Raw genomic sequence first — 22,056 nt, 5'->3', positions numbered from 1 at the left:
GCAAAACATGCAAACCATCACCGGCCGCCAGTTATGCCTGTGGCTGATGAAATATATCGCCCCCTATTGGGATGCTCTCACAGTTGCACTAACCTGCATGATTGCGATGGCCGCAACCATGCCGATGCTGGCCGCCCTGGTGCTGTCGATGGTGGATGGTGTCATTACCGGCAAGAATCTGGAACTGATGCAACTGATCCTGCTGGGAATCGTCGGCATATTTACCGTGCGGGGCGTGGCGGGCCACATAGGCGCCTATACGATCAACTGGGTAGGCAACAAACTGGTGATGGATCTGCGAATGAAAATGTTCGACAAGTTGCTGGCCTTGCCGGGGCGCTATTGCGACGGCCATGCGGAATATAATCCTGTTTTGGGAATCACATCCGGTACGAGTCAGCTCGCGCGTACTTTTACCGGCCTGGTAACCGTGATGGTCAAGGACACATTTACCATTCTCGGATTGTTGGGATGGATGTTTTATCTTGACTGGGAATTTTCCCTGCTGGCGTTATTGATAATATCAGCGGCTGTGCTGATCCTGCGGTTAATAACGAAGCGGCTGCATACAATGGAATTGAAAGCCGGGCAGATAACGGATGGCCTCACCCCGGTACTGAAGGATTCCGTCGAAAACCAGTGGGTGGTCAAGCTTCACGGTGGCGAAAATTATGAGCATCAACGAATGAAAGAGCAAGCAGAGGAGGTGTCCCGTCTTGTCATGAAACAGATGGCTATGGCATCTCTCCATGTTCCGCTGATACAGATAACTACCGCGGTTTCGCTGGCGATTATTATCTATATCACCGCTCAGCAAGCGTCCTCCGATGAGATTACCGCAGGTGGCTTTGCTTCTCTCGTCGCCGCAATGCTGATGCTGATTGCGCCGGTCAAGCGTGTTGCAGGTGTGAAAGAGGCCTTGCATCTTGGTCTGGCTAACGCTGAACCGGTGTTTTGGCTGCTGGATCAGGAAACTGAGCCGGACACGGGGACAATTAGCATTGAGCGTGCGCGGGGCGAATTGAAACTCGAGCAGATCAGTTTTCACCACCGCCCCGGCCGGGAAAAAAATTCCGAAGCTGACCCCAAAGTTGATCCGAAAGCTGGCTCTGAAGTTCACCTCGAGCACGGTGCAGCGTCCTATTCCGTGCTGCGGGACGTCACTCTGACCATACAGCCAGGTGAGAAGGTGGCGCTGATGGGTTTAAGGGGTAGCACGGTTGCTCTTGCCAGATTGGTGGCGCGTTTCGTGAACCCCTCGTCGGGAAGGATACTGCTTGATGGCCACGACTTGAAGAACCTCAGGCTGGCCAGCCTGCGCGCCAATATTTCGTTTGTATCCGCAGACACGGCAATATTCAATGATACGATCGCAGCCAACATTGCATACGGTGTCATGAGCCGCGCTACAGAAGGTATGGTCACTGCCGCAGCCCTGTCCGCCCACGCATCGGAATTCATCCGGCAAATGCCGGAGGGATTGCAAACCCTGGTAGGGGAGCAGGGGGTAAACCTTGATGGCGGGCAGCGCTTGCGCATCGCCATAGCCCGCGCCCTGCTGAAAAATTCGCCTGTCCTGCTTCTGGACGAGGCATTCGAGACGATGGACTCTGAACCCATGCATCATGTGGAGGCAGCGTTGGACGCTGTCATGGAAGGGCGTACCACGCTTGTTATCGCGCATCGTTTAGCCACGGTTGAAAAAGCCGATCGCGTCGTCCTGTTGGATCACGGCCGCATTGTTGAAAGCGGGAGTCACCAGGAATTACTAGCAAGAAGGGGCGCTTATCCAGCATTTGCGCGCAGGTTGCTTGAACCGGGCGACGGGCGATGAATGGTCGAGCAGGCGCGGGTTCCATGAGCATAGTACCAAAGCATTCGTGACGCAATTTGCCATTGAAGCTCTCCGCAATCCCTTTTACCAAACGTATAGGGTTACCCGTTCAGGCGCAGTTGCAAAGAAATTTATCTAAATAGTTAGAGAGCAGGCAGAAGACCACGTCACTAAGATTATTTTTGTTTGTGCGGTGAAGCTTGCGATGTTTTAGGCCTCATGCGGCAAATCCATCGACTTCCAACGGGCAACCACCTACTACTAAGATACGGATTAAGATTTTTGCTTTGCTGCGAGTATCCGGTATACGGTGGCTTCCGCAATGCTTGGTTGACCAGCAATAGCAATCTTCGTCATCCTCTCTCCTGCAAGACGGATTACATCCTGCCTGATTGAACATACCATGCTTTTTCCTTATGGTTGATTCCTCTACCCTTTTGGTTTCGTGTTCAATTCATATCTCAATCGAGTCAAAGAAAGAGAAGTTGCTGTACCGTTTTGGCCGTCCAACCCGGCCATCTGGATACAGGATTTAAATCCCCTTAGCAAATTCAGCGTTAACATTCGCTGAGGGAGGGAATCGCCCCGGGTCTTGAGCAAGATTCTGCACCGCCTGGCGCTTTCGCGCCTTAATTCCGGGACGAATGGACCGACTTGTACAAAAACAATATCCTGACCGCCTTCAATTAATGCGGGCTGTTTAATTGGAAATAGGGTTTTTCAGGGACGACTAGGTATGCTTGCCGCATTAGAGAAGGGAGCTGGATCGCTCCCTTCTCTCCCTTTCCTGTAGCTGATTCATTGCTGTTTTAAGAGCGGCGACGACGGCTCAGACCTAGCCCCAGCATACCTAATCCCATCAAAGCCACGGTCGCCGGCTCTGGCAGGGCCACCACCTCCCGGGCGTCAGCCTCGGCGGATGATCTAATGGTTAATTGATAAGTGTTGTTTGCCAGCAGTGGAATAGTCGTGCCGCTCCATGTTCCCACAAATGCAACACCCTCGCTGTCACCTCTGAAGCTCGTTCCATTGAATGGTGCGTTTCTGCCAACGTTGTCGTTCAGGCTGAATGGATCAATCTCAGAAACAATTCCGGTACCAAGCGAGCCGCCCGGACCGTCTGGGGCCCAAGTTACGATGTTTGCACCAGCCTCCAGGTCGTCGATAGTGAAGGTGAGGTTATACGCTGATGAAGCCGCAGTCGGGAATACCTCATCATTCGCGGACCAAGCCTCCAGGTATGCGCGCGCGTCAAAAGAGAAAGTAAACGCCCCGCCTTCTCCCAATTCGAATGTGAAAGCCGATTGGAGGCCATTGTTAGCGGTGCTGCTGCCATCCCCCTCGTCGTCCAGGGAAACATAGGCGCCGTGGCAGACGCAGGCCTTTCAATTCAGATAATCCGTACCTACACACTACAGCACGCTGGCGGGAGTTGCATGGACTTATAGATCAACCCAAATATAGTTTGGGTCATCGGGGTTCCCATAGCGTTTTATGGCCTCTCGGTAAAGCTGAGGCGTATTATATAAACCCAGCTTCCACATGATATTGGTGCGATGACATCTCACGGTAACCAGTTTTATGTTGAGATCCTTGCTGACCTCCTTATTCGTCATCCATCGGGCAAATCTACGCATGACCTTATCTTCAGTTGGGGTTAGTTTTGGTGCCGGTTCTATTCTTTTGCTTTTTGGTAAATCACGGTCAAGGTAAATACCGCCAGCAAGTACAACCTCTACGGCCAGAATTAACCTCTGAAGGTCGGCGCCCTTCAATAAATATCCTCTTGCACCTGCATTCCTGGCTTCTGTCACAACCCGGGGATCGTTATTGCTGGTGTAAATCAAAAGGGGCACGTCAGGGTAGTTTGTGCCGAACTCCATGGCCAGATTAATGCCGTTACCATCAGGTAGAAAGAGATCGATTATTGCTAGGTGGAGCGTGGTGGATTGTGCGAGCTCGCGTGCTTCAGCCAGAGTGTTGGCTGCGGCTACTACGTTAAAATTGGGTACGGTACTCAGGCCATCTGACAATCCCTGAACAAGCATGGGATGGTCGTCGACGATCAATATGTGGACAGGTTCTTTATTGGACATATGGGCAGAGGGCATAAATAAAACTTAACGATAAGGAACCGTAGCGACCAGGCACGTGCCATCATCGGGCGAGGAGGCAACCGTCAATTCCCCTCCCATTGCCTTCAGGCGCTCTTTCATGCTGAACAAGCCCATACCTGAATCCGGATTATTGTGGGCCTGCCCTACATCAAAACCCTTTCCATCATCGCAAATCTCCAGCTTTACACAATCCGGCATGCCTTCCAGGCGCACGAATGCGTGCTGGGCCGCTGCATGCTTGAGGATGTTCTCTAGGGCCGGTTTTGTGGTCATAAAAAGAGCTTCCTTGGCATTCAAAGACAAATCTTTTATCTCGCCTGTTACAGTAAACGTAATCGGCGTACTAACAGTGGACATGTCAAGAGTCAGTTTATTTAATTGATCAGTCAGGGACAGGTTGGGATCGATAATCGAGGTGCCTTTGATTATTTTGCGCAGGTCACCAAGGGTTCCTCCCAGTAGCTTGGCTGCTGACTTGAAGGGAGCGCACTCCCTGGATAACTGGGAGGTTTTGGGCAACTTGAACAAGGCAATCTCAATATTCATTTTTATTGCCGTGAGCATCGATTGAATGCCGTCATGTAAATTTCGAATTCTCTCGCTTTCTTCTTTTCGCGCAATTATTAGTCGTTGCGTCAATACTGCAAGATTAGTGTTGGCTTCCCCAAGCCGATCATCCAGTACCGTTCGCTCCCTGATGTTGCTGATTAGGCCCAGGAATATTACGACGGCCGCGAGGAAAGCGATACCGGCGATCCAGAACATCGTGTTCTCGATATTGCGTGATACCTGTGAATCAATCTCTGCCAGGGCCTTATCTACATCGTCGAGATACACCCCTGTGCCGATCATCCAGCGCCACTCTGGCACTGCAGTAACATAAGCTCGCTTAGGCTTGGGGTCGCTACTTCCAGTTGAAAATTTAGGCCAGACGTAGGTTTCATATCCACTTCCTTCCCGCGCGATGCGGATCAGATCCTGGATGATGAATTTGCCCGTCGAGTCCTGAAGTTCCCAGAGGCTCTCTCCCACTGACTCCGCATGCTTTGGATGCGCGAGCAGGGTCCCTTGCAGGTCGTATACAAAAAAGTAGCTATCCTTCCCATCATCCATCTTCTCCAGAATGGTCTTGGCTTTCTCCATGGCTTCAGCATCCGTTCTGCTGGTTTCCTGCAGATGAGCTATTATTCTTTTGGCATATTCTACATAATTCTTGAGTTCAGCATCCTTCATGGCGAGATAGGCCGGCTTGATAACCTCCCGCTGCTGTTGGGACAAAGATATTGCATGGTGGCGTACTGTCAGCGCGATCGCACATAAGGCCAGCATCATCGGCAGAACCGCAAACAGGATAATTTTTTGACGAAGGTTCATGGTGTAACTATATCGAGCGGTTTTATTTCTCGCATCATCATTTTGATGAGTCTCCCTACCCTAAGCGCCATTATGCCCCTGTCTTTCTTGTGGCCCACTACAGCTTTAGGCCCTGCAGTATCCGATACGTTTTAAATCTAGGAGGAGGCGATGAACGCACTTTAAACATGACGCCGATTCACAGCATCAATTAGCGATAGTTATAAAGCTGCTTTAACGAAGTTCCATTGGAGGATAGGAAATGAAAATAGTAAAAGGTTTTGCAGGTGCAGCTGTGGTTATTTTATTGGCTGGCTGCGCAACGGCTGGAAACGAAAAATTGAAAGACCATACTCAATCGACAATTTCGCAGCGAATAACGGAAGGCAGGACCACCAAAAACCAGGTTATTGCTGCTCTGGGGCAGCCTTCCGTTGTCAGCTTTACCGATGCGGGCAACGAGATCTGGACTTACAAGCATGCGCGAGCAACTCCCCAAGCTCAAAACTTCATCCCGCTTGTCGGCTTGTTTTCAAGCGGTGCTGACGTAAAAACCAAAGAGCTTGTAGTCATGTTCAAAGGATGAGGTGGTTTCGAAATACACCATGCGGGAGACAGATGAGGTGGTAAAAAGCGGGCTGATCCATTAATGCAATTGACGTGGAATGATACCTCCGTTAATCGGGCCGTAACGCTCTACTTGGTTGCAAGTACGTCCCGCTGCTTCGCACGAATTCATATTACGACTTACGGAAACTGTTTGTAGGGGATAAGGAGAACAATGGCCATGCCTACTGCTTTCTCCCGTTCTGGAGCCAGAGATTTATACGATGTTGCTGGCTGGGCTCGGGCTTACAGGTTTCATGGTTCGCCGCAAAAAATGAGCTATTTGATCCAGCACTGAGAAGGAAGTGCCGGACCCAAGGGACGAACCGGATCCTGTCAGTTTCTAGATGGTGGGCGGGAGTGAAAGACTGAAGGAGGAGAGTGCTAATCTCTTCGCGCGATCTTTAGAATTCGTGTGGGGGAAATAGATAATGCTTCTCAAGGATAAGCTTGCCCGCTTAAAGACGATACGGTATCGTCACGGAAATTTAAAAAAAGGGACGGGAAGAGCTAATTGATATGAGATGCAATCGTATGTTGGTCAGGACCTTGAGGGGCTGGATTATGTCTGTTCCGTCGGCAGAACCCAGCAAGGATGCGTGACAGTAAACTCAGCAGCAACCTTCATCAAATCTAAACTTGGTGTGAAAGATGTCAACGATATAACTGATAACAAGATGCCGACCTGTAGGAACTTCCTTCCACAATTGGTACAAGTAACAAGAGGGAAATTAACCTTTAGGAGTAAATAATGAACGCAACAACAAAATCTCTACTAGTTGCCATGGCTTTTGGAGGATCGGTTGCTACCGCAACCGCTTCTTCCGTCGTCACCAATGTCACAGCGAGTGGACCTGGATTGGGGTCATTTTCTCTTGAGGAAAGCCCTCCTAGTTTTTCGTACTTGTCGAGCACATATGCTAGTGTTGATCCTATCACTCTGACATTTACCGTTGGTCACGCCGAGGGGGGGGATCGTGAGCATCACGTATATGAGACGATTGGCAATGGCACCTCAGCTGCTTTTTCCAACTTTCACTTTCATCTTGATGAGTCCGCAAGCGGCCCGGCCAGTAACGTAACATTCAACTACTTTGACGCGGAAGATAATATCTTCGCGCCTGAGCTGCCTCCGGGCTTCACGCTTGATTCGCCATCCAAAGCCCAGGCTGCTCCTTTTGAGCCGACTGGCCCCCGCGATCTTAATTTCACTGGAGAGTTAAAGGCGGGAGCGTACATCGAGGAAGGATACTTCAGTTTAAACATTCCTGATCCTGGTGCAGGCAACGCGTATACGTTTTCCTTGGTCCAGACTCCCGTGGCTGGAGTTGTCCCGGAACCTGAAACATATGCGATGTTTCTGGCGGGGCTTGGCCTGATGGGTTTTATGGCGCGGCGAAAGCAAAATAAAAACAAGTAGCGTGAAGTAGTGAAGAAACCCGCTGTATGCGGGTTTTTTATGCTGAGCAGAACTCCACATCTTAGGGCTGAAAATGACCAAAGAATTCAGGATACTTTCCAAGCTGAGCCGATGTTCCGCTTTTTCGTATTCTCACGCGCGATCAAGTGTTTCGCTTGCTGAATGCGGAGTTGCGCGTGAAGCGGTGGGCAAGAAAACGGATAGTCTTACCGCTTTTTGACACCCGAGTACTTGCCGGACCTGCCTAGATCACTCGCCGGTTCTTTCGTAAACTTTTTACATCTCTCCCATTAAACGCAACTCTGGTTCTAGACCAACTCCGTAGGGGAAGTCAAATGTCTTTTAAACTCTTTGCTCCTTTCTTCGTTGCTGTCGCTTTAATTCTCGGGGGTTGCGCGACCAAGATGGCTTTTCATAAAGACACGGAGACAGTGACCAGCACAACAAAGCCTATATTCCTTATGACCGCTACGTTAAAAAATTCTTACCGCCCGAGTTATCAACCAAAAGTGATTTTGCTGAGTGTCGAGAAAGAAGGAGCAAGCCAGAGAAGCGAGCACATTACTTTTACTATGGACGATAAGGCCAAGAATGAGCCTGACTCTCCCGAATTGGGTAACAGCTATTTCTTTCGCTTGGAGCTTGAAAAGGGAAACTATCTGCTCAGAGGCTTAACTGGTTTCAGCGGTGTCTTTCCGGTAAGAGGAAATTTCTTTCTGCCTCTTCACGCGGAGATGAAATCGGCTGTGCCAGGGATTTTTTATTTAGGGCGTGTAAATGCCACCGTTCGCGAACGTATTGGGAACGAGTTTAGAGCCGGGTTCCCTATTCCCTTGATTGATCAGGCGGTAACGGGTTTTTCCGGGGGGACCTTCGATATCGAGATCACTGATCAGTTTGAAACCGATGTACCAGAGTTCAGAGCTAGATTTCCAGCTTTACGAGAGGTTGTCATTCAGAAAGCTGTTTTGGCTCCTTTCGACCGAGCCAAAGCCCAGCAATTGTGGGAAGCCCAATAAGAAGAGAGAAATAGCAGATGCAGCGAGACTATCCAATCCGGCGCTATCTGAATCAAGGCGCCCCTCGAGGGAAATGCTCGACTTAAAACCAGCTGCCGGCACACCTGTGTCTAGCGGGGAGGCGGGAACGACTACAGAGAGGAAGCGAAAGATGGGTACGGGAAAAAATTATCCACGAAAGCAGAATTGGAGCTAATCCCGGTTTCTATTAGGCCGAAAGGATATTATTTAGATTTTCCCCTGCGGTATCAGCTGTTGATTTTCGGCATGGTGGTCTTTTTCATTGTGATGAAGAGGAAGTTTTTCTCTGGCCATCTACAGTTGATAACATATTTTATCAACTGTAAAAAGGAGGGCGGAACGGCTACTTTTGGTACTTGTTTTATCACGACTCGAAAGCTTCGCTTAATCCAGAAGCCTAAGGCTTTCACCTCAGACGCAGCCAAAGACTCGCGACTTCTTCGGCCCCGACAAGCAGGCAGAGGTCGTAGGGCGACTGTACACGCCTGGTCAGTTCGTGCCCGTCCAGTAGTGCCAGCGCTCCTACGTGGGGAAGAACTGGCGAAGCTGACGAGTGCGGATCGCTGGACGGCCTCCAATATTCATGACCGGTTAGATAAGGAAATGAGTGTGGTTCGACTATGAAGCGGTTCGACTATGAAGCGGCAAGGAAATCAATATTACCGGCAATCAAGATATGAAACAGGGGAGTCGTGGGAATCATTGCATCGACCCCGGTTTGAGTATTCCGGAACCCATTTTGTCAAATCCCGTTTTACCTCCTCATCGCTCAGTACCGGGTGTGCATAGAGCCATGCAAGCAGATTCTCCAGCCATTTTTTATCTACCTGACGGGACTGGGCGATACGTAATTTGGGGTGAGGTGTAGGTAAGGTGTTCTCGTCGTCCGCCAATAATTCTTCGTATAGTTTCTCTCCGGGACGCAACCCGTTGTAAACGATCTGGATTTCGTCCTCGCTCAGGCCTGAGAGACGAATAAGGTCTCGCGCAAGGTCGGCTATTTTCACTGGTTCACCCATATCCAGCACAAAAATTTCTCCCCCCCCGTTTTTTCCTCCCATCAATCCGGCTTGCAGAACCAGTTGCGCAGCTTCAGGGATGGACATGAAATATCGCGTGATTTCAGAATGAGTGACGGTGATGGGGCCACCCTTTTCGATCTGTTCCCGGAACTTCGGAATAACGCTTCCGGCACTACCCAGTACGTTGCCGAAACGAACCATTACAAAACCCGGTTTCTGTATTTTAGCAGTTGGACCGGTATTCCCGGCCTGGTCTCCAAAGCTGGAGATGACCGGTTGCAATGCCTGGCAAACCATTTCCGCCAGCCGCTTGCTTGCGCCCATCACATTTGTAGGATTTACCGCTTTATCGGTCGAGATCAATACAAATTTCTCGACCCCGTACGCAAGCGCGGTCCGCGCCAGGACATAAGTGCCAAAAACGTTGTTCAATATCGCTTGCCAGGCATTCTCCTGCTCCATCAGCGGCACGTGTTTGTAAGCGGCGGCATGAAATACGACCGCGGGCCGGTATTGCGAAAATACCTGGGCCAGCCGCGCCTGGTTCTTGATATCGCCTATTGTGAAAGCCATTGGTATTTCCGGAAATTTGGCTAGGAATTCCTGCTCGACGCTATAGAGCGCGAATTCGTTCAGTTCGAACAGCACCAGCCGCCCCGGCCCGAATCTGGCAATTTGCCGGCATAATTCCGACCCGATTGAGCCGCCAGCCCCGGTGATCAAGATGGTTTTTCCCGTTAACAGGTCATGCAAACCGTCGTTATCCAGTATCACGGGATCTCGGCCCAACAGATCTTCCGGCTCTACAGTGCGGATTTGCGATACGGTGATTTTCCCGCTGATCAAGTCATCGTACGAAGGGACGATCAATGCCTTTACCCCCGCGGCTGCGCACATCTGCAGCGCCCGGCGGCGGTCACGGATAAGACGGCCCGCCCGGCGGCGGTCGAGTTGAGGGCGGTGGGATTTTCGGCGGTCAGAGACGGTAGAGGTCATGGCGATAATGGCATGAGCAACGCCCAGTTCTTTTGCTACAACAGGCAGCTCATTGATCCGCCCCAGCACTTTGAAACCATGCAGCATGAGGCCAAGTTTTGCGGGGTCGTCATCCAGTAATCCCACCACTTGCCATTGCACGCTGCGCGCAAGCTCTTTCACGAGACCGACGGCGGCGTCGCCCGCTCCCAGCACCAGGACGAGGTTGCTTTCCAGCTTTTTTTGCCCGTAGAGTCGATGCTCTTTCCATAACCTGTAAGCAAGGCGGCTGCCTCCCATGATAAACAGCAAGAGAATGGGAGCCAGCAGCAGCACGGTCCGCGGCACGCCGGTGTGTATTTGCAGCATGAATAACGCAAGCGGCACTGCCGCCGCCGACGCCAGTACCGCGATCAGGATACGCCGTAGGTCGGGCAGGCTGGCGTAATGCCAAAGTCCGCGATACAGGCCAAACCACATAAACGCTGCGGCATGCAACATGACTGTCCAAGGCAGAATTTCTTGCAATGACGCCAGATACGGGGAAGGTATCTCAAAATTGAATCGGAACGAATAGGCGAGCCACCAGGCGGCGGCTGCCGCGGCGAGATCGTGAACGAAGGCGATTACTGTGCGTATGTTGGGTTTTCGTAGGGGCATTCTATCGGCCGTCGGAACGGCGTTCCCAATACCGGTCAAAGACGCGCATCATAGCAAGATAAATTGCACACCATGCGATGCCAACCCCAAGCTGAACCGCAATATCCTGTCGCATTGCCCAGATTGCGCTGGCGCCGGCCGCCAGCATGAGAAGATAACCGAGTAGCGCGGTATTGCGATGGCCAAAACCGCTTTGCACCATGCGCTGGTAGTAATGCTCGCGATGCGCCTGCCACACTTTTTCACCACGCAGGCCACGTCTTGCGAGAGTAACGGAGGCATCGGCAATAAACGGAAAAAATACGAGTAGCGGCAACCATAACGGCCAAATACCATTCTTCCAGCCCATCATGCCCAGTATCGCGGCCAGAAATCCCAGTGGAATTGCGCCGGCATCGCCCATGAAGATGCGTGCCGGATGAAAGTTGAAAACCAGAAAAGCAGCAGCGGCGGCAGCCACGCAGAAATTAATAATGGCGAATGCCTCATTACCGCCCAACCAGGCGGCTATCCCGTAAGAACTGAAACCAAAAAAAGTCATGCCGCCCGCCAGTCCGTCCGAGCCATCCATGAAATTATAAAGATTGAGGACCCAGGTTATCGCAATCGCCGCCAAGGCCGCGGTAATCCAGCCATGCGCACCGGAGAGCATCGTTAACGGGAACCAGAGCGCGACGCCACCATGTATCAGTAACCTTAACCAAACGGGTAAATCAAAAACATCATCCGCGAAAGATATCGCCACCAGGAGCATCACGCCTGCCCATACCGACAGCGGCAGGGCGTCGGGTAGAAATGCCCATGAAAACAGGATGCTCGACATCATGCCCAATCCTCCCGTTCTGGGGATAGCCTTGCTATGAAGGGATCGGGGGTTGGGATGATCCAGTACCTTGAGGGTTTCACCCTTGATCAAATACTGGATCAGGACGAATGCCGCGATAAACGCTGTAAATGGTGCTATAAAAGGCGAAAACGCCATGCCGGTAATCACGATGATGAATTATAACTGCGGAGAGTACCATGGGGCGATATCCGCAGGTGTGATGCCGCTATCATAAAATGATTGCAATGCCGCTTGCTGGCGAAGCGCTGCCGATAGCGCTGTCCGGAAAATTCGTAATTGGCATCCGCTGCGCGGGCCTCGCTCGAGGTTGCGTACCCCCGGCTTTTCACGCGGGGAATCTGATATTGTTGCTCGCCGACGGTTATTCCTTTTTCACGTGGCGCAAGTCTTCAATGCCTGATCAATCATCGCTGCGATAATATTTCTCCAGGCACGGCAAAAAAAATACTTCACAAAGAAGCTGCTGATGAAAAAAATCTCGCTTAATACGCAAATTCTATACGGTGTGCTGGCCGGTCTACTGCTGGGTCTGGCGTTGCCCCTCCTGGGAAAGGAATCAGCCGTCGCCCAGGCTGGGCTATATTTCGCTGAGCTTACCGGAACGTTGTTTATTGATTTGCTGAAAATGGTGCTCATCCCGCTGGTTTTTACTTCCATCGCAGTGGGCGTTGCAAATTTGCGCGCGCATCGGCAGATGCACAAGGTATGGAAAGCAACGCTGGGCTTTTTCATATTTTCCATGGTACTGGCCATTATGCTGGGGCTGACTGCCGCCAATCTTGTCCGGCCGGGGGAAGGACTGCAGCTCGCCATGTTTCAGGATGCCATGCAGGGGTTTCGGGCGCGGGAAATGCCGCTGTCCGAGTTCTTTTCGCATCTGCTCCACTCGCTGTTTCAGAATCCGATAAAGGCGCTTGCGCAAGGCGACGTGCTTGCGGTAGTGGTTTTCGCGCTATTGCTTGGAATTGCCCTGGTTGTGGGTGGCGAGCGCTACGCCAATATTCTCGTTCTGTTACAGGAGTTTCTGGAGCTGATGCTGATGCTGGTCGGCTGGATCATGCGGTTGGCTCCGCTGGGAATCATGGCCCTGCTGATGAAGTTGGCCGCTACACAGGATCCGGCTTTGCTAACGACCTTGGTCCAATTTATCGCCGTGGTGGTGGGGACGACACTGCTGCATGGCATAGTGGTACTGCCACTCATTCTTTATCTGGTTACGGGCATGACCCCGTTCAAATTCTGGCGCGGTGGGCGTGAAGCGCTGATAACTGCTTTTGCCACCAGTTCGAGTTCTGCCACTTTGCCGGTCACCTTGCGTTGTGTCGAACAGCATCTGCATGTCAAACGCGATATTGCCGGCTTTGTCCTGCCGCTGGGCGCTACGCTCAACATGGATGGCACGGCGCTGTACGAGGCGGTTGCCGCGTTGTTTATTGCTAACCTCGCGGGTATAGAACTCAACCTCATACAGCAGATGATCGTGTTTTTGACCGCCATGCTTGCCGCGATGGGGGCGCCGGGCATTCCCAGCGCCGGAATGGTAACCATGGTGCTGGTGCTTCAGTCGGTGGGATTGCCCGCAGAAGGTATCGCCATCCTGCTGCCTATCGATCGCCTGCTGGACACATTCCGCACCGCAGTCAATGTCGAGGGCGACATGGTGGGCAGCCTGGTGGTGCAAAAGTGGGTAAGGGGTGACCATGATGGGTAATCCGCAAGTTGATCCGGCGGTATGAGGTTGGCGGATATCCCGCCGAACGTGCGGTTTCCCGAACCGATTCCCCTTATTTTCTCTTTGCACCCTGATTCATCCGTAGGCCATGCGTGCCATTGGGTTTGTTCGAAAAAAAATGCTTGCCGAAATAGTTCGTCCGGTGTAATGCTCCTATCATATCACCTGCTTCGGAATTCAAGAAAACCCGGCGAGGCAGGTGCGACAATTTGCCACATTCACATGCTTCTGGAAATGGGCTATCCTCGATCCGGTATTGTGATGGAGAGAGAGATGCGCCAGATGCTTCGTATCACAGCCGTTTTCCTGATGAGCTTTGCCGCTGCCGCGCTTGCGAGCCAGCAAGTTTCTGCCGGAGAAGAACCGGGCCACTCGATGCCCACCTCGTCCAGGGCCGCCAAGTCTACGCTTGCAGTGGGGGTAACGCTGGATGGGAGCGGACGATTATGGTTGGCAAGAGTTGAAGACCAGCAATTGCTGGTTTCCTGGTCGGAAGACGACGGAAAAAATTTTTCCAATCCCGTGCTTGTCACACCCGAACCGGAAAACATATCGGCTGACGGGGAGAGCCGTCCGAAGATTGCAGTTGCACAGGACGGTACCGTGCTTCTATCCTGGACACATTCCCTGCCGCAGAAATATGCTGGCAACATCCGCTTCGCACGGTCGATAGATTCAGGCCGAACTTTTTCCAAACCTGTTACGCTGAATGATGACGATCGTCTAACCAGTCACCGCTTTGATTCGTTGGCGATCGACGGTGACGGCAGGGTAGTAGTCGCATGGCTCGACGCGCGCGATCGGGACGCCACGAAGGAAAGAGGCGAAGTTTTTTCCGGCGTATCACTCTATACGGCGCAGTCCTTCGATAATGGCGCCAACTTCGGCCGCAATCGCAGCTTTCAGGCGCATACCTGCGAATGTTGCCGGACGGCGCTGACCTGGACAAAGGATGGCCCGATTGTTGTCTGGCGTAATATCTTTGATATCAACACCCGTGATTTTGCCATGGCAAACCTCGATAAAGGGGGCGTAAGGCGGGTGACGCGTGACAATTGGCAAATTGACGCGTGCCCCCACAATGGCGCAAGCATTGCAGCCGACCGTTGGGGTAAATTGCATATGGCATGGTTTACCAACGGCTCCGCCCGTCAGGGGCTGTTCTACAAAAACATCGATGGAAATTGGGAATCCCGGCCCATGCCTATAGGCAATCCCGCAGCGCAGGCTAACCATGCAGGTGTTGCTGTAGCGGATAAACTCGTTCTCATTACCTGGCGAGAATTTGACGGACAGTCCTATTCCGCGCAGATGATGTACTCCATTAATGGCGGTGAGTCCTGGAGCGAACCAACGCAGGTAATGGTGTCCGCTGGCGCGACCGACTACCCCGTGCCATTGATTGACAATAAAAAAGTACTGATAGCCTGGAACACAGCAAAGGAAGGCTTGCGTATTTTTCCCGTTGAACGAATTACAGCCAGACGCCGTTGAACAAGTTTATAAACAGGTAACCGGCCACAAGATCGCGCGAGGGAAAATCATAAAGGGGCGCACTTGGCATCTTCCCTCGCACGCTCGCCGCAAGCTCACTTGTCGCCTGGCAGGACTCACGCAAGAGGCTGTTGGCTCTGCTGACGCCGTCATCTGCTCCGCAATCCCGGAGATTTGATAAGTAAATACGTGAAATGCGTAATGTGAACAGCAGCGATAAGCTGGTTGTCATAAGAAAACAGGCGAGGAAAACATCCATGAAATCTATCTCCATCGCCTTGGCGAGTCTGCTTTTTGCCTCTTTCGTGGGGGCAGAGGATATGGGAGAAATAAATAACACGCTGGCGGGAAAACCCATCGCACTTACCTCCGGGAGCAATCCAGTCGCTGTAGCACCTCGATCGAGTGGCGAGGTCCGCAAGCCGCCTGTGCACGCGAACAAAACAAACTCATCGGTACACGATACAAGTGCCATCGCGCAGGCCGGGACGGTAGCGCCCGGTCCGGGCCCGGCTGCTCCGGCAAAAGAAGGTCCAAGTGAAATAGTCGAGCAGAACAAGGATGAGAATAAGGATAAAAACAGCGATCAGCCGGTAGAGGATAAGCCCAAAGAGGTTGTATTCAAGGAAATGGTGGTTACGGGCGATGTCGAGCGCGACTCTCATTACACATCACCTTCCACCCGCGTCAATCGGGCGCAGATCGAGCTTCAGAACGCGCAGACCACGGAAGAGGTGCTCAAGTACCAGCCGAGCCTGCAGATCCGCCAGCGTTATGTCGGAGATCCGAACGGTGTTCTGGGTATTCGCGGCGCAGACATGTTCTCCACTGCGCGCAATATGGTTTATGCAGATGGTCTGCCGCTGCATAATTTCCTGCAAGCTTCCTTTAATGGCGCACCCCGCTGGTCTCTTGTGGGCCCGAATGAAATTGATGCTGTCGATATTGTTTATGGCCCCTTTTCCGCGGAATATAGCGGCAACTCCATCGGAGGGGTGGTAAATATAAAAACGCGCATGCCGCGCAAACAGGAATTCTATTTCGAGAGCAGCCTCTTTATTCAGCCTTACAAGCTTTATGGTCCTGATCAAGGAACCTTCATAGGCGACCGGCAATATGTTTCCTACGGAAACCGGATTCAGGACCGGTTCACCGTATTCCTGGCCTATAATCGGCTTGAAGCCCAGAGCCACCCGCAGTCTTATTTCATCGACAATACGGGGCTATTCGATGTGCCGGGTGGCGCTCCGGTATCGGGTGGCGTGCGAACACCCGATACTCGCGGGACGCCCAGCATCATCTACGGGGATACCGGGCCGGAGAAAGTACACACTCACCTGTTCAAGGGCAAATTCGGTTATGACATCACTACGGATGTCCAGGCTATTTTTACAGTGGCGTATGAGGATCGTACACGTAGCCAGAATCGGCCCCGCAACTACGTAAGCGACATAACCGGACAGCCGTTTTGGGGAGGGGCCGCGCCAGCCTGCTGCGATACGGCAGGTAACGCTTCTCTGGATGGGACACGCTTCGATGTCGTACAACGTGGTTTTGGAGGCAGCCAGGACAAGCGCGAGACGCTGAATCTAGGGCTGCAGCTACGTGGCGCCCTCACTCCGAACTGGAATATCGATACGACAATCAGTCATTTCGATGTTCTCAAAGATATCCGCGCCACCGCCTTTTTCAATAAAAATGATCCCGCGAATACCGGGGCAGGCCAACTTCAGGATTTCAAGAAATTCAACTGGCTGAATGCCGACCTCAAGCTGAGTACTCCGGCATTATTCGGTTATGAAAAAATATCGTTGCTGGGCGGCTACCATTTCGATCAATACAATTTGAGCTTCCGCCAGTATTCCTTGATTGATTACGCTACCCTCACGCGCGGGGGACTGCAGGCTAATCGAAATAATGACGGCCGCACTTCGACTCAGGCAATGTTTGCACAAGCCGCATACCGGTTTTATCCGGCATGGGATATCACGGTGGGAGCGCGCCAGGAATGGTGGTCGGCGAGCAATGGCATCGTGGGAAGTACATCGGTCCCTGATCGCGACGTATCGGCACTTTCGCCCAAGGTTTCCCTCGGCTACGAACCTGGGCCGTGGAAACTACGTTATTCCTTTGGCAGGGCCCATCGATTTCCCGTAATTGCTGAATTGTTTCAATCGCTCAGCTCCCCGACCAGCATTATTACGGCAAATGCGCTGCTCAGGCCCGAGAATGGCGTACATCACAACTTCATGGTTGAATATGCGCTACCGAAGGGCTACATTCGGGTGAATGTTTTTCGCGACGATATCAAGGACGCCATCCAGCAAGTGTTAACCGCCTCCGGCGTGCTCACATCGAGCGCGTTCCAGAATATTGATGAGACCAGCACTACGGGTGTTGAACTTATCTTTGATCAGCGGCGTATTCTCGGCTCCAAGTTTGATTTTATGTTCAATGGCACCTGGATGAATGCAAAAGTGGACAAGGGTCCGGTCATCAGCTTTACGGAGTCGACCGGAACGCCTGCCAACTTTGATTTGACTGGCAAGCAACGTATCCGTTTACCACATTGGCGAGCAAACTTCTTTACCACCTACCACGCTACCGACGCATGGGATATCTCGCTTTCCGGCCGTTACACCAGCGACTCGTTCAACGATCTCGATAACAGAGACCATGTGAACAATGTTTTCGGTTCCCAGAGCGATTTCTTTTTCATGGACTTCAAAACCAGCTACCGGTTTAAATTGCAAAACGGACTGAAAAGCCGGGTCTCGTTCGGCATTACCAATCTGAACAATGACAAGGCGTTTGTTTTTCATCCCTACCCGCAACGCACCTATCTTGTTGAAGCCGCATTCAGTTATTGAGCGGCTTACGTGGCTATTGCGGGACCTTCCACGGAAGCGGATTTCGGGGTTGCCAATTCCAATGCACAACAGAATTGACCCCCGAAGATCAGCCGCCCCGTAGGTCAATCGAACAGGTTTAACACCCCGTCCAGGCCTACATGATTGATCGCGTAAGTCGCGTTTTCCTGCACGATTGGCTTGGCGCGATACGCAATGCTGACCCCGGCTTCCTCCATCATCTTAAGGTCGTTGGCGCCATCGCCAATGGCGATTACCTGTTCCCGTTTCAATCCCAGTTCGTCACGCACTTTTTTTAACACTTCAGCTTTTCCGTGCGCCCCTATGATTTCGCCCAGCACTTTACCCGTAAGCTTGCCATCGGCAACTTCAAGCGTATTGGCGGCGGAATAGTCGAGATTTAGTTTTGCCTTGATTCTATCGGTGAAAAACGTGAAACCTCCGGAAATGACCATTGTCCGGATGCCGGCCGACTTCATCCGAAGTAACATCTTTTCCGCACCAGGGCTCAGCCGGACCCGTTCATCGTATACACGTTGCAGTGCGTCCTCGTCCAGGTCCCGGAGCAGCGCTGTACGCTGTCTCAAGCTTTCGGCGAAAACGATCTCGCCGCGCATGGTCCGCTGCGTAATTTCGGATACCTGTGGTTTTACACCGTGCATATCGGCTATTTCATCAATGGACTCGATCGCAAGAAGGGTGGAATCCATATCCATCGCAACAAGGCCAAAATCGCCCAGCCTGGCCGTTTGTTCGACGAAAGCAAAATCCAGTCCGGCGTCGGCACAGTATTCCGGAACCTGATCCCGCCGGTTCGCATTTTTCAGCCGGAAAGCCTGGCCTGTGATTCGTTCGATATCGTTGGCGCCGGCCAGTTTCGCAAGCTCTCTCAGATCCCTGTTCTCGATTTCAAGCCCTTGTATGATGAGGTTCATGTACCATTCCAGTTTTAATGTTAAGGATGCTTCAAGGCTGGATAAGGCGTTCGAAAACAAGCTGCCCGGCAGGCATGTCTTGCACTCGGGTACGGAACAGATGGAGGGTTGTTCTTTACGCCTCTGTTATAACCCAGCCCAATGGATTACCAACGCAGCAGCGCTGCGAAGGAAGCCATTTTTTATAGAAGCTGCTATTTTTCAGACAGCTGGCATTGTGCCAGCAATCGCGGCGAACTTCCATACCAGCCGGGCATCAGCGCGCCGTGGTCCAACTGAGCCGGCTTCCGGCGTCCATATATTCCTAAATGCAGATATATAAATGAATCCACTCTTGAATATTCCTGATGATGCGTATCATATAAGCGCCAACTGCGGGATAATAAGCATACTGATAGTATGGATATCAAGATCGGGAGAAAACGAAGTATGGAACTAGTGGGACAACACGGCAAGCTCCACAGGCAGCCAAAGGTTCAGCCGGATCAAGTGCTGTGTTGGATAGCCCTGGTGCTTCTCGGTTTGAATATTGGGGGATGCAACATTCTTCCGAAAGCCGATCTGCCCGAGGTCGAGGCCGAGAGTGCGCGGCCGGAATCCCGCGTGAAGGGGCCGCGTGAAATTGAGTACGAAAAACTGCTGGCGGAAAAAGAGGCGCAACAACACGAAATCGAGCGCCTGCAGAAGTTGCTGGCGGAAAAGGAAGCGCACATCCGCAGCCAGGAGGCTCGGCAGCAGGATCAGGCAAAGGCCTTACAGGAAACCAGCAGTCAAGCCGCCCAGGCCAAGGTGAAACTCCGGCGTTTGGCCACGCGTCCTGCCGCCGCCTCGACTATTGCGGAAGTTGAAATGATCATGGAAAACCTGAAGTCATCCTCAATGACGGATTCCGAAAAGATATTGCAAACTCAGGCACAGCTTTTGCTGAGTGCGGCAGCTGCGTCGTATGCGGAAGATAACTATGCTACAGCCATGGATTACGCGGCGCAGGCCCGCGAATTCATCGACATGGTGAGGAATAATCGCGCCAACAAAGCCGCGGATCCGCACCAGGTGACGGTTCCGTTTCAGGTCCCGATTCCGCTCCGCGCCAAGGTCGACAGCAATTTGCGCCAGCAGCCAAGCCTGAGAGCCGCGGTGCTCGGAATGCTGGGAAAAGACTCCACAATGACAGCAGAGGCGTACAGGGGAGACTGGCTGAAAATCGTTACCGCAGATGGACGGTCAGGATGGGTGTTCAATACACTGGTCGAAGCGCAGTTGGCTGCGCCCAGACGCAGCGTTCAACTCCAGCGAGCGTCTGAATAAATCCTCAGCTGATCAAATGGGGCGATGGGCACACTTGCCGATTCACTTGCAGGTGAGCAATTCCAGCGTGGGATTCGGAGGATTCGACAGCTGTTTTTCTAATGCGCGCGATGCGCCCGGTTGCGTCCGGCGCCTTTCGCTTCGTAGAGCGCATGATCAGCGCGGGCGAGCAACGAGGTCGGTGTCATATCATCCGGCCGGCATTGGAGTATGCCGATACTTACTGTTACGTTGATTGTCGAGCCATTGACGCTGTAGCGCATATTTTCTACCTGCGAGCGGATCCGCTCAGCAGTTTTAAACGCGAGGCCGGCTGAAGTCTCGACCAGGACAATAATGAATTCATCGCCACCATAACGCGCTGCATAGTCGATACTGCGGATGGATTGAAGAAGTATTCGGGCTACGGCGACGAGGATTTCGTCACCCGTGATGTGTCCATAGCTGTCGTTGAGGGTCTTGAAGTAATCGATATCCAGCATTAACAATGAAAATTGCCGTTGGGTGCGTTTAAATCGAGCGAGCTCATCGGTCAGTATGGTATCCAGCTTGCTGCGGTTGTACAGGCCGGTAAGGCTATCGGTTATGGAAAGTGTCGCCAGCACCTGGTTTTGTTGTTGCATGGCTTCGTTGACAGCCATGATCTCTGCATGATTACGGCGCAGCCTGTCGGCCATCTGGTCGAACACCTGTGTAAGATGACCGAGTTCGTCGTTTCGCGTCGCCGAGAGCCGGACATCAAGGTCCCCGCCGGCAATACGGTCTGCTGCCCGTATCAGGCGTTTTAGCGGGACAACAATCGAACGGCCCATCTGGAAGGCCACTGCCGCCATTAACAGAACCAGAGCCCCCACAAGTGCCAGGAACATATTGCGGAGGTCTATCCAGTCACCGTAGACCGCCTGGCGATCGCGTTCGGCCAGAATGGTGATCGCCAGTTCCCCGGATACATCGGCCACACCGATGACCTCGGGACGCGTGACCCCCTGAAAGACGGCAGACTCACCCGGTTGCGCGAGCAGGCTCTGGAGCAAGGATGCGTCCAGTTTCTTTAGCTTCTCCGCATCAGCCTGGCTGCTGACAAGAATCCTGCCCTCCGGATCGAGCAGGAGGACCTCGCCCGGGGGTGATCTTGTCGGACTTTTCAGCTCGGGTTGCAAGGCGCGCAGATCAAGCACGGCGACTAATGCGCCCATCAGCATGTTGTCGTACGACAATACCGGAATTGCAATGCTGACTGTTGCGGTGGCATATTGCTTGTCCCAGTGCGCCGGTTCAATCACAAGACCTTCTGTAAGGGAGTTTTGGGGCCAATCCTGCGGAAGCGTCACCGAGGCCGTCGTTTCCATGCTGCTTGCAACGACTTGCCCCGCGGCATTCACGACGGTGAGCTCCAGTATTGTTTCGAGCTTTTCCTGCACCGACCGCAGATAAAGTGCAAGCGCGCGCGGATCTCTGCCGGACGCGTCGGGCGCAGGCCGGTAAATTGCCGATAACCCGTCTATTACCGCACTGGACGAGGAAGTAACGTACACTTCATGTACACGCTTATCAATCCACAGTTCTATTTCCCGGCTGGCGTAACTTGTCAGGGCGCGAAGCTCAAGCGTCACGTTATCGCTGATCTGTGCTTCGTTTTGACGGAAGGATAGCAACCCCAGCCCTACCGATGGAATGAGCGTGGCCATGATGGCGAATGCCACGATTTTGCTTTTAATACTCTTTAACCCCAGCATCAGAAAAATTTCCGGCGGTAAATATGAGTTAACGGACAAATTAAGCGCGAATACAGGATCATTTTCCTGAAAAGCAACGATTTAAACGGGAATTTTTACCGAAAACA

At 52.3% G+C, this 22,056-nt stretch carries 17 protein-coding genes; 9 read left to right on the top strand and 8 right to left on the bottom strand.

Features of this window, described 5'->3' with window-relative positions:
• Window positions 1-7 precede the first annotated feature (7 nt).
• Window positions 8-1,834, top strand: a complete 1,827-nt coding sequence (locus tag BMZ14_RS06095; RefSeq protein ID WP_074796494.1) for an ABC transporter transmembrane domain-containing protein — start codon at window positions 8-10, stop codon at window positions 1,832-1,834.
• An 809-nt stretch (window positions 1,835-2,643) separates the two neighbouring features.
• On the opposite strand, the gene BMZ14_RS06090 is transcribed toward BMZ14_RS06095, so the two are convergent.
• The 3 genes from BMZ14_RS06090 to BMZ14_RS06080 form a co-directional block, all read right to left on the bottom strand.
• Window positions 2,644-3,186, bottom strand: a complete 543-nt coding sequence (locus BMZ14_RS06090; RefSeq protein WP_143071914.1) for an EDSAP-1 family PEP-CTERM protein — start codon at window positions 3,184-3,186, stop codon at window positions 2,644-2,646.
• Window positions 3,187-3,276: 90 nt separating this feature from the next.
• Window positions 3,277-3,930, bottom strand: a complete 654-nt coding sequence (locus BMZ14_RS06085) for a response regulator transcription factor (RefSeq protein ID WP_177186922.1) — start codon at window positions 3,928-3,930, stop codon at window positions 3,277-3,279.
• A 24-nt stretch (window positions 3,931-3,954) separates the two neighbouring features.
• Window positions 3,955-5,325, bottom strand: a complete 1,371-nt coding sequence (locus tag BMZ14_RS06080) for a cache domain-containing protein (protein ID WP_074795845.1) — start codon at window positions 5,323-5,325, stop codon at window positions 3,955-3,957.
• 241 nt (window positions 5,326-5,566) lie between these two features.
• Between BMZ14_RS06080 and BMZ14_RS06075 the strand changes: the two genes are divergently transcribed.
• The 4 genes from BMZ14_RS06075 to BMZ14_RS06060 all read left to right on the top strand — a co-directional run bounded on the left by BMZ14_RS06075 (window position 5,567) and on the right by BMZ14_RS06060 (window position 8,349).
• On the top strand, window positions 5,567-5,890 hold the full coding sequence (locus BMZ14_RS06075; RefSeq protein WP_083396682.1) for an outer membrane protein assembly factor BamE: 324 nt from the start codon (window positions 5,567-5,569) through the stop codon (window positions 5,888-5,890).
• 208 nt (window positions 5,891-6,098) lie between these two features.
• The gene (locus tag BMZ14_RS14770) at window positions 6,099-6,188 is read left to right on the top strand and encodes a PEP-CTERM sorting domain-containing protein (RefSeq protein ID WP_371265665.1); all 90 of its coding nucleotides are present in this window, start codon (window positions 6,099-6,101) and stop codon (window positions 6,186-6,188) included.
• 473 nt (window positions 6,189-6,661) lie between these two features.
• On the top strand, window positions 6,662-7,330 hold the full coding sequence (locus BMZ14_RS06065) for a PEP-CTERM sorting domain-containing protein (protein WP_074795840.1): 669 nt from the start codon (window positions 6,662-6,664) through the stop codon (window positions 7,328-7,330).
• Between the two features lie 335 nt (window positions 7,331-7,665).
• Window positions 7,666-8,349 carry a hypothetical protein gene (locus BMZ14_RS06060; protein ID WP_074795838.1) on the top strand — a complete coding sequence of 228 codons (684 nt, stop codon included), beginning with the start codon at window positions 7,666-7,668 and terminating at the stop codon, window positions 8,347-8,349.
• A 680-nt stretch (window positions 8,350-9,029) separates the two neighbouring features.
• On the opposite strand, the gene BMZ14_RS06050 is transcribed toward BMZ14_RS06060, so the two are convergent.
• Window positions 9,030-11,027, bottom strand: coding sequence for a polysaccharide biosynthesis protein (locus tag BMZ14_RS06050; RefSeq protein WP_074795834.1), 1,998 nt, complete (start codon window positions 11,025-11,027; stop codon window positions 9,030-9,032).
• Between the two features lies 1 nt (window position 11,028).
• Window positions 11,029-12,009 carry an MraY family glycosyltransferase gene (locus BMZ14_RS06045; protein ID WP_074795832.1) on the bottom strand — a complete coding sequence of 327 codons (981 nt, stop codon included), beginning with the start codon at window positions 12,007-12,009 and terminating at the stop codon, window positions 11,029-11,031.
• A 331-nt stretch (window positions 12,010-12,340) separates the two neighbouring features.
• Between BMZ14_RS06045 and BMZ14_RS06035 the strand changes: the two genes are divergently transcribed.
• Together BMZ14_RS06035 and BMZ14_RS06030 are read left to right on the top strand one after the other, a co-directional pair.
• Window positions 12,341-13,585: a dicarboxylate/amino acid:cation symporter gene (locus tag BMZ14_RS06035; protein ID WP_074795828.1), complete on the top strand. Its 1,245-nt coding sequence runs from the start codon at window positions 12,341-12,343 to the stop codon at window positions 13,583-13,585.
• A gap of 168 nt (window positions 13,586-13,753) precedes the next feature.
• Window positions 13,754-15,100, top strand: coding sequence for a glycoside hydrolase (locus tag BMZ14_RS06030; RefSeq protein ID WP_256208439.1), 1,347 nt, complete (start codon window positions 13,754-13,756; stop codon window positions 15,098-15,100).
• On the opposite strand, the gene BMZ14_RS06025 is transcribed toward BMZ14_RS06030, so the two are convergent.
• On the bottom strand, window positions 15,081-15,359 hold the full coding sequence (locus BMZ14_RS06025) for a hypothetical protein (protein ID WP_074795826.1): 279 nt from the start codon (window positions 15,357-15,359) through the stop codon (window positions 15,081-15,083). The two genes, BMZ14_RS06030 and BMZ14_RS06025, sit on opposite strands and share 20 nt — an antisense overlap.
• Here BMZ14_RS06025 and BMZ14_RS06020 point away from each other — a divergent pair.
• On the top strand, window positions 15,358-17,970 hold the full coding sequence (locus BMZ14_RS06020) for a TonB-dependent receptor (protein ID WP_074795824.1): 2,613 nt from the start codon (window positions 15,358-15,360) through the stop codon (window positions 17,968-17,970). The two genes, BMZ14_RS06025 and BMZ14_RS06020, sit on opposite strands and share 2 nt — an antisense overlap.
• A 104-nt stretch (window positions 17,971-18,074) precedes the next feature.
• Here the strand turns inward: BMZ14_RS06020 and serB are convergent, their stop codons facing one another.
• Entirely contained in the window at window positions 18,075-18,905 is an 831-nt protein-coding gene (gene serB / locus BMZ14_RS06015; protein ID WP_074795822.1) for a phosphoserine phosphatase SerB, read from the bottom strand.
• A 429-nt stretch (window positions 18,906-19,334) separates the two neighbouring features.
• Between serB and BMZ14_RS06005 the strand changes: the two genes are divergently transcribed.
• Window positions 19,335-20,213 (top strand): SH3 domain-containing protein, encoded by an 879-nt coding sequence (locus tag BMZ14_RS06005; protein ID WP_074795818.1) that lies wholly within the window; start codon window positions 19,335-19,337, stop codon window positions 20,211-20,213.
• Window positions 20,214-20,311: 98 nt separating this feature from the next.
• Here BMZ14_RS06005 and BMZ14_RS06000 read toward each other — a convergent pair whose 3' ends face one another.
• Complete coding sequence (locus tag BMZ14_RS06000; protein WP_074795816.1) at window positions 20,312-21,949, bottom strand: sensor domain-containing diguanylate cyclase; 1,638 nt, start codon at window positions 21,947-21,949, stop codon at window positions 20,312-20,314.
• Window positions 21,950-22,056 lie beyond the last annotated feature (107 nt).

The sequence above is a fragment of the Nitrosospira briensis genome, assembly GCF_900115125.1.
In the GTDB taxonomy this organism is placed as follows: Bacteria; Pseudomonadota; Gammaproteobacteria; order Burkholderiales; family Nitrosomonadaceae; genus Nitrosospira; species Nitrosospira briensis_A.
Note: the sequence above shows the minus strand (reverse complement) of the source record. Positions and strands in the feature narration are given on the sequence as shown.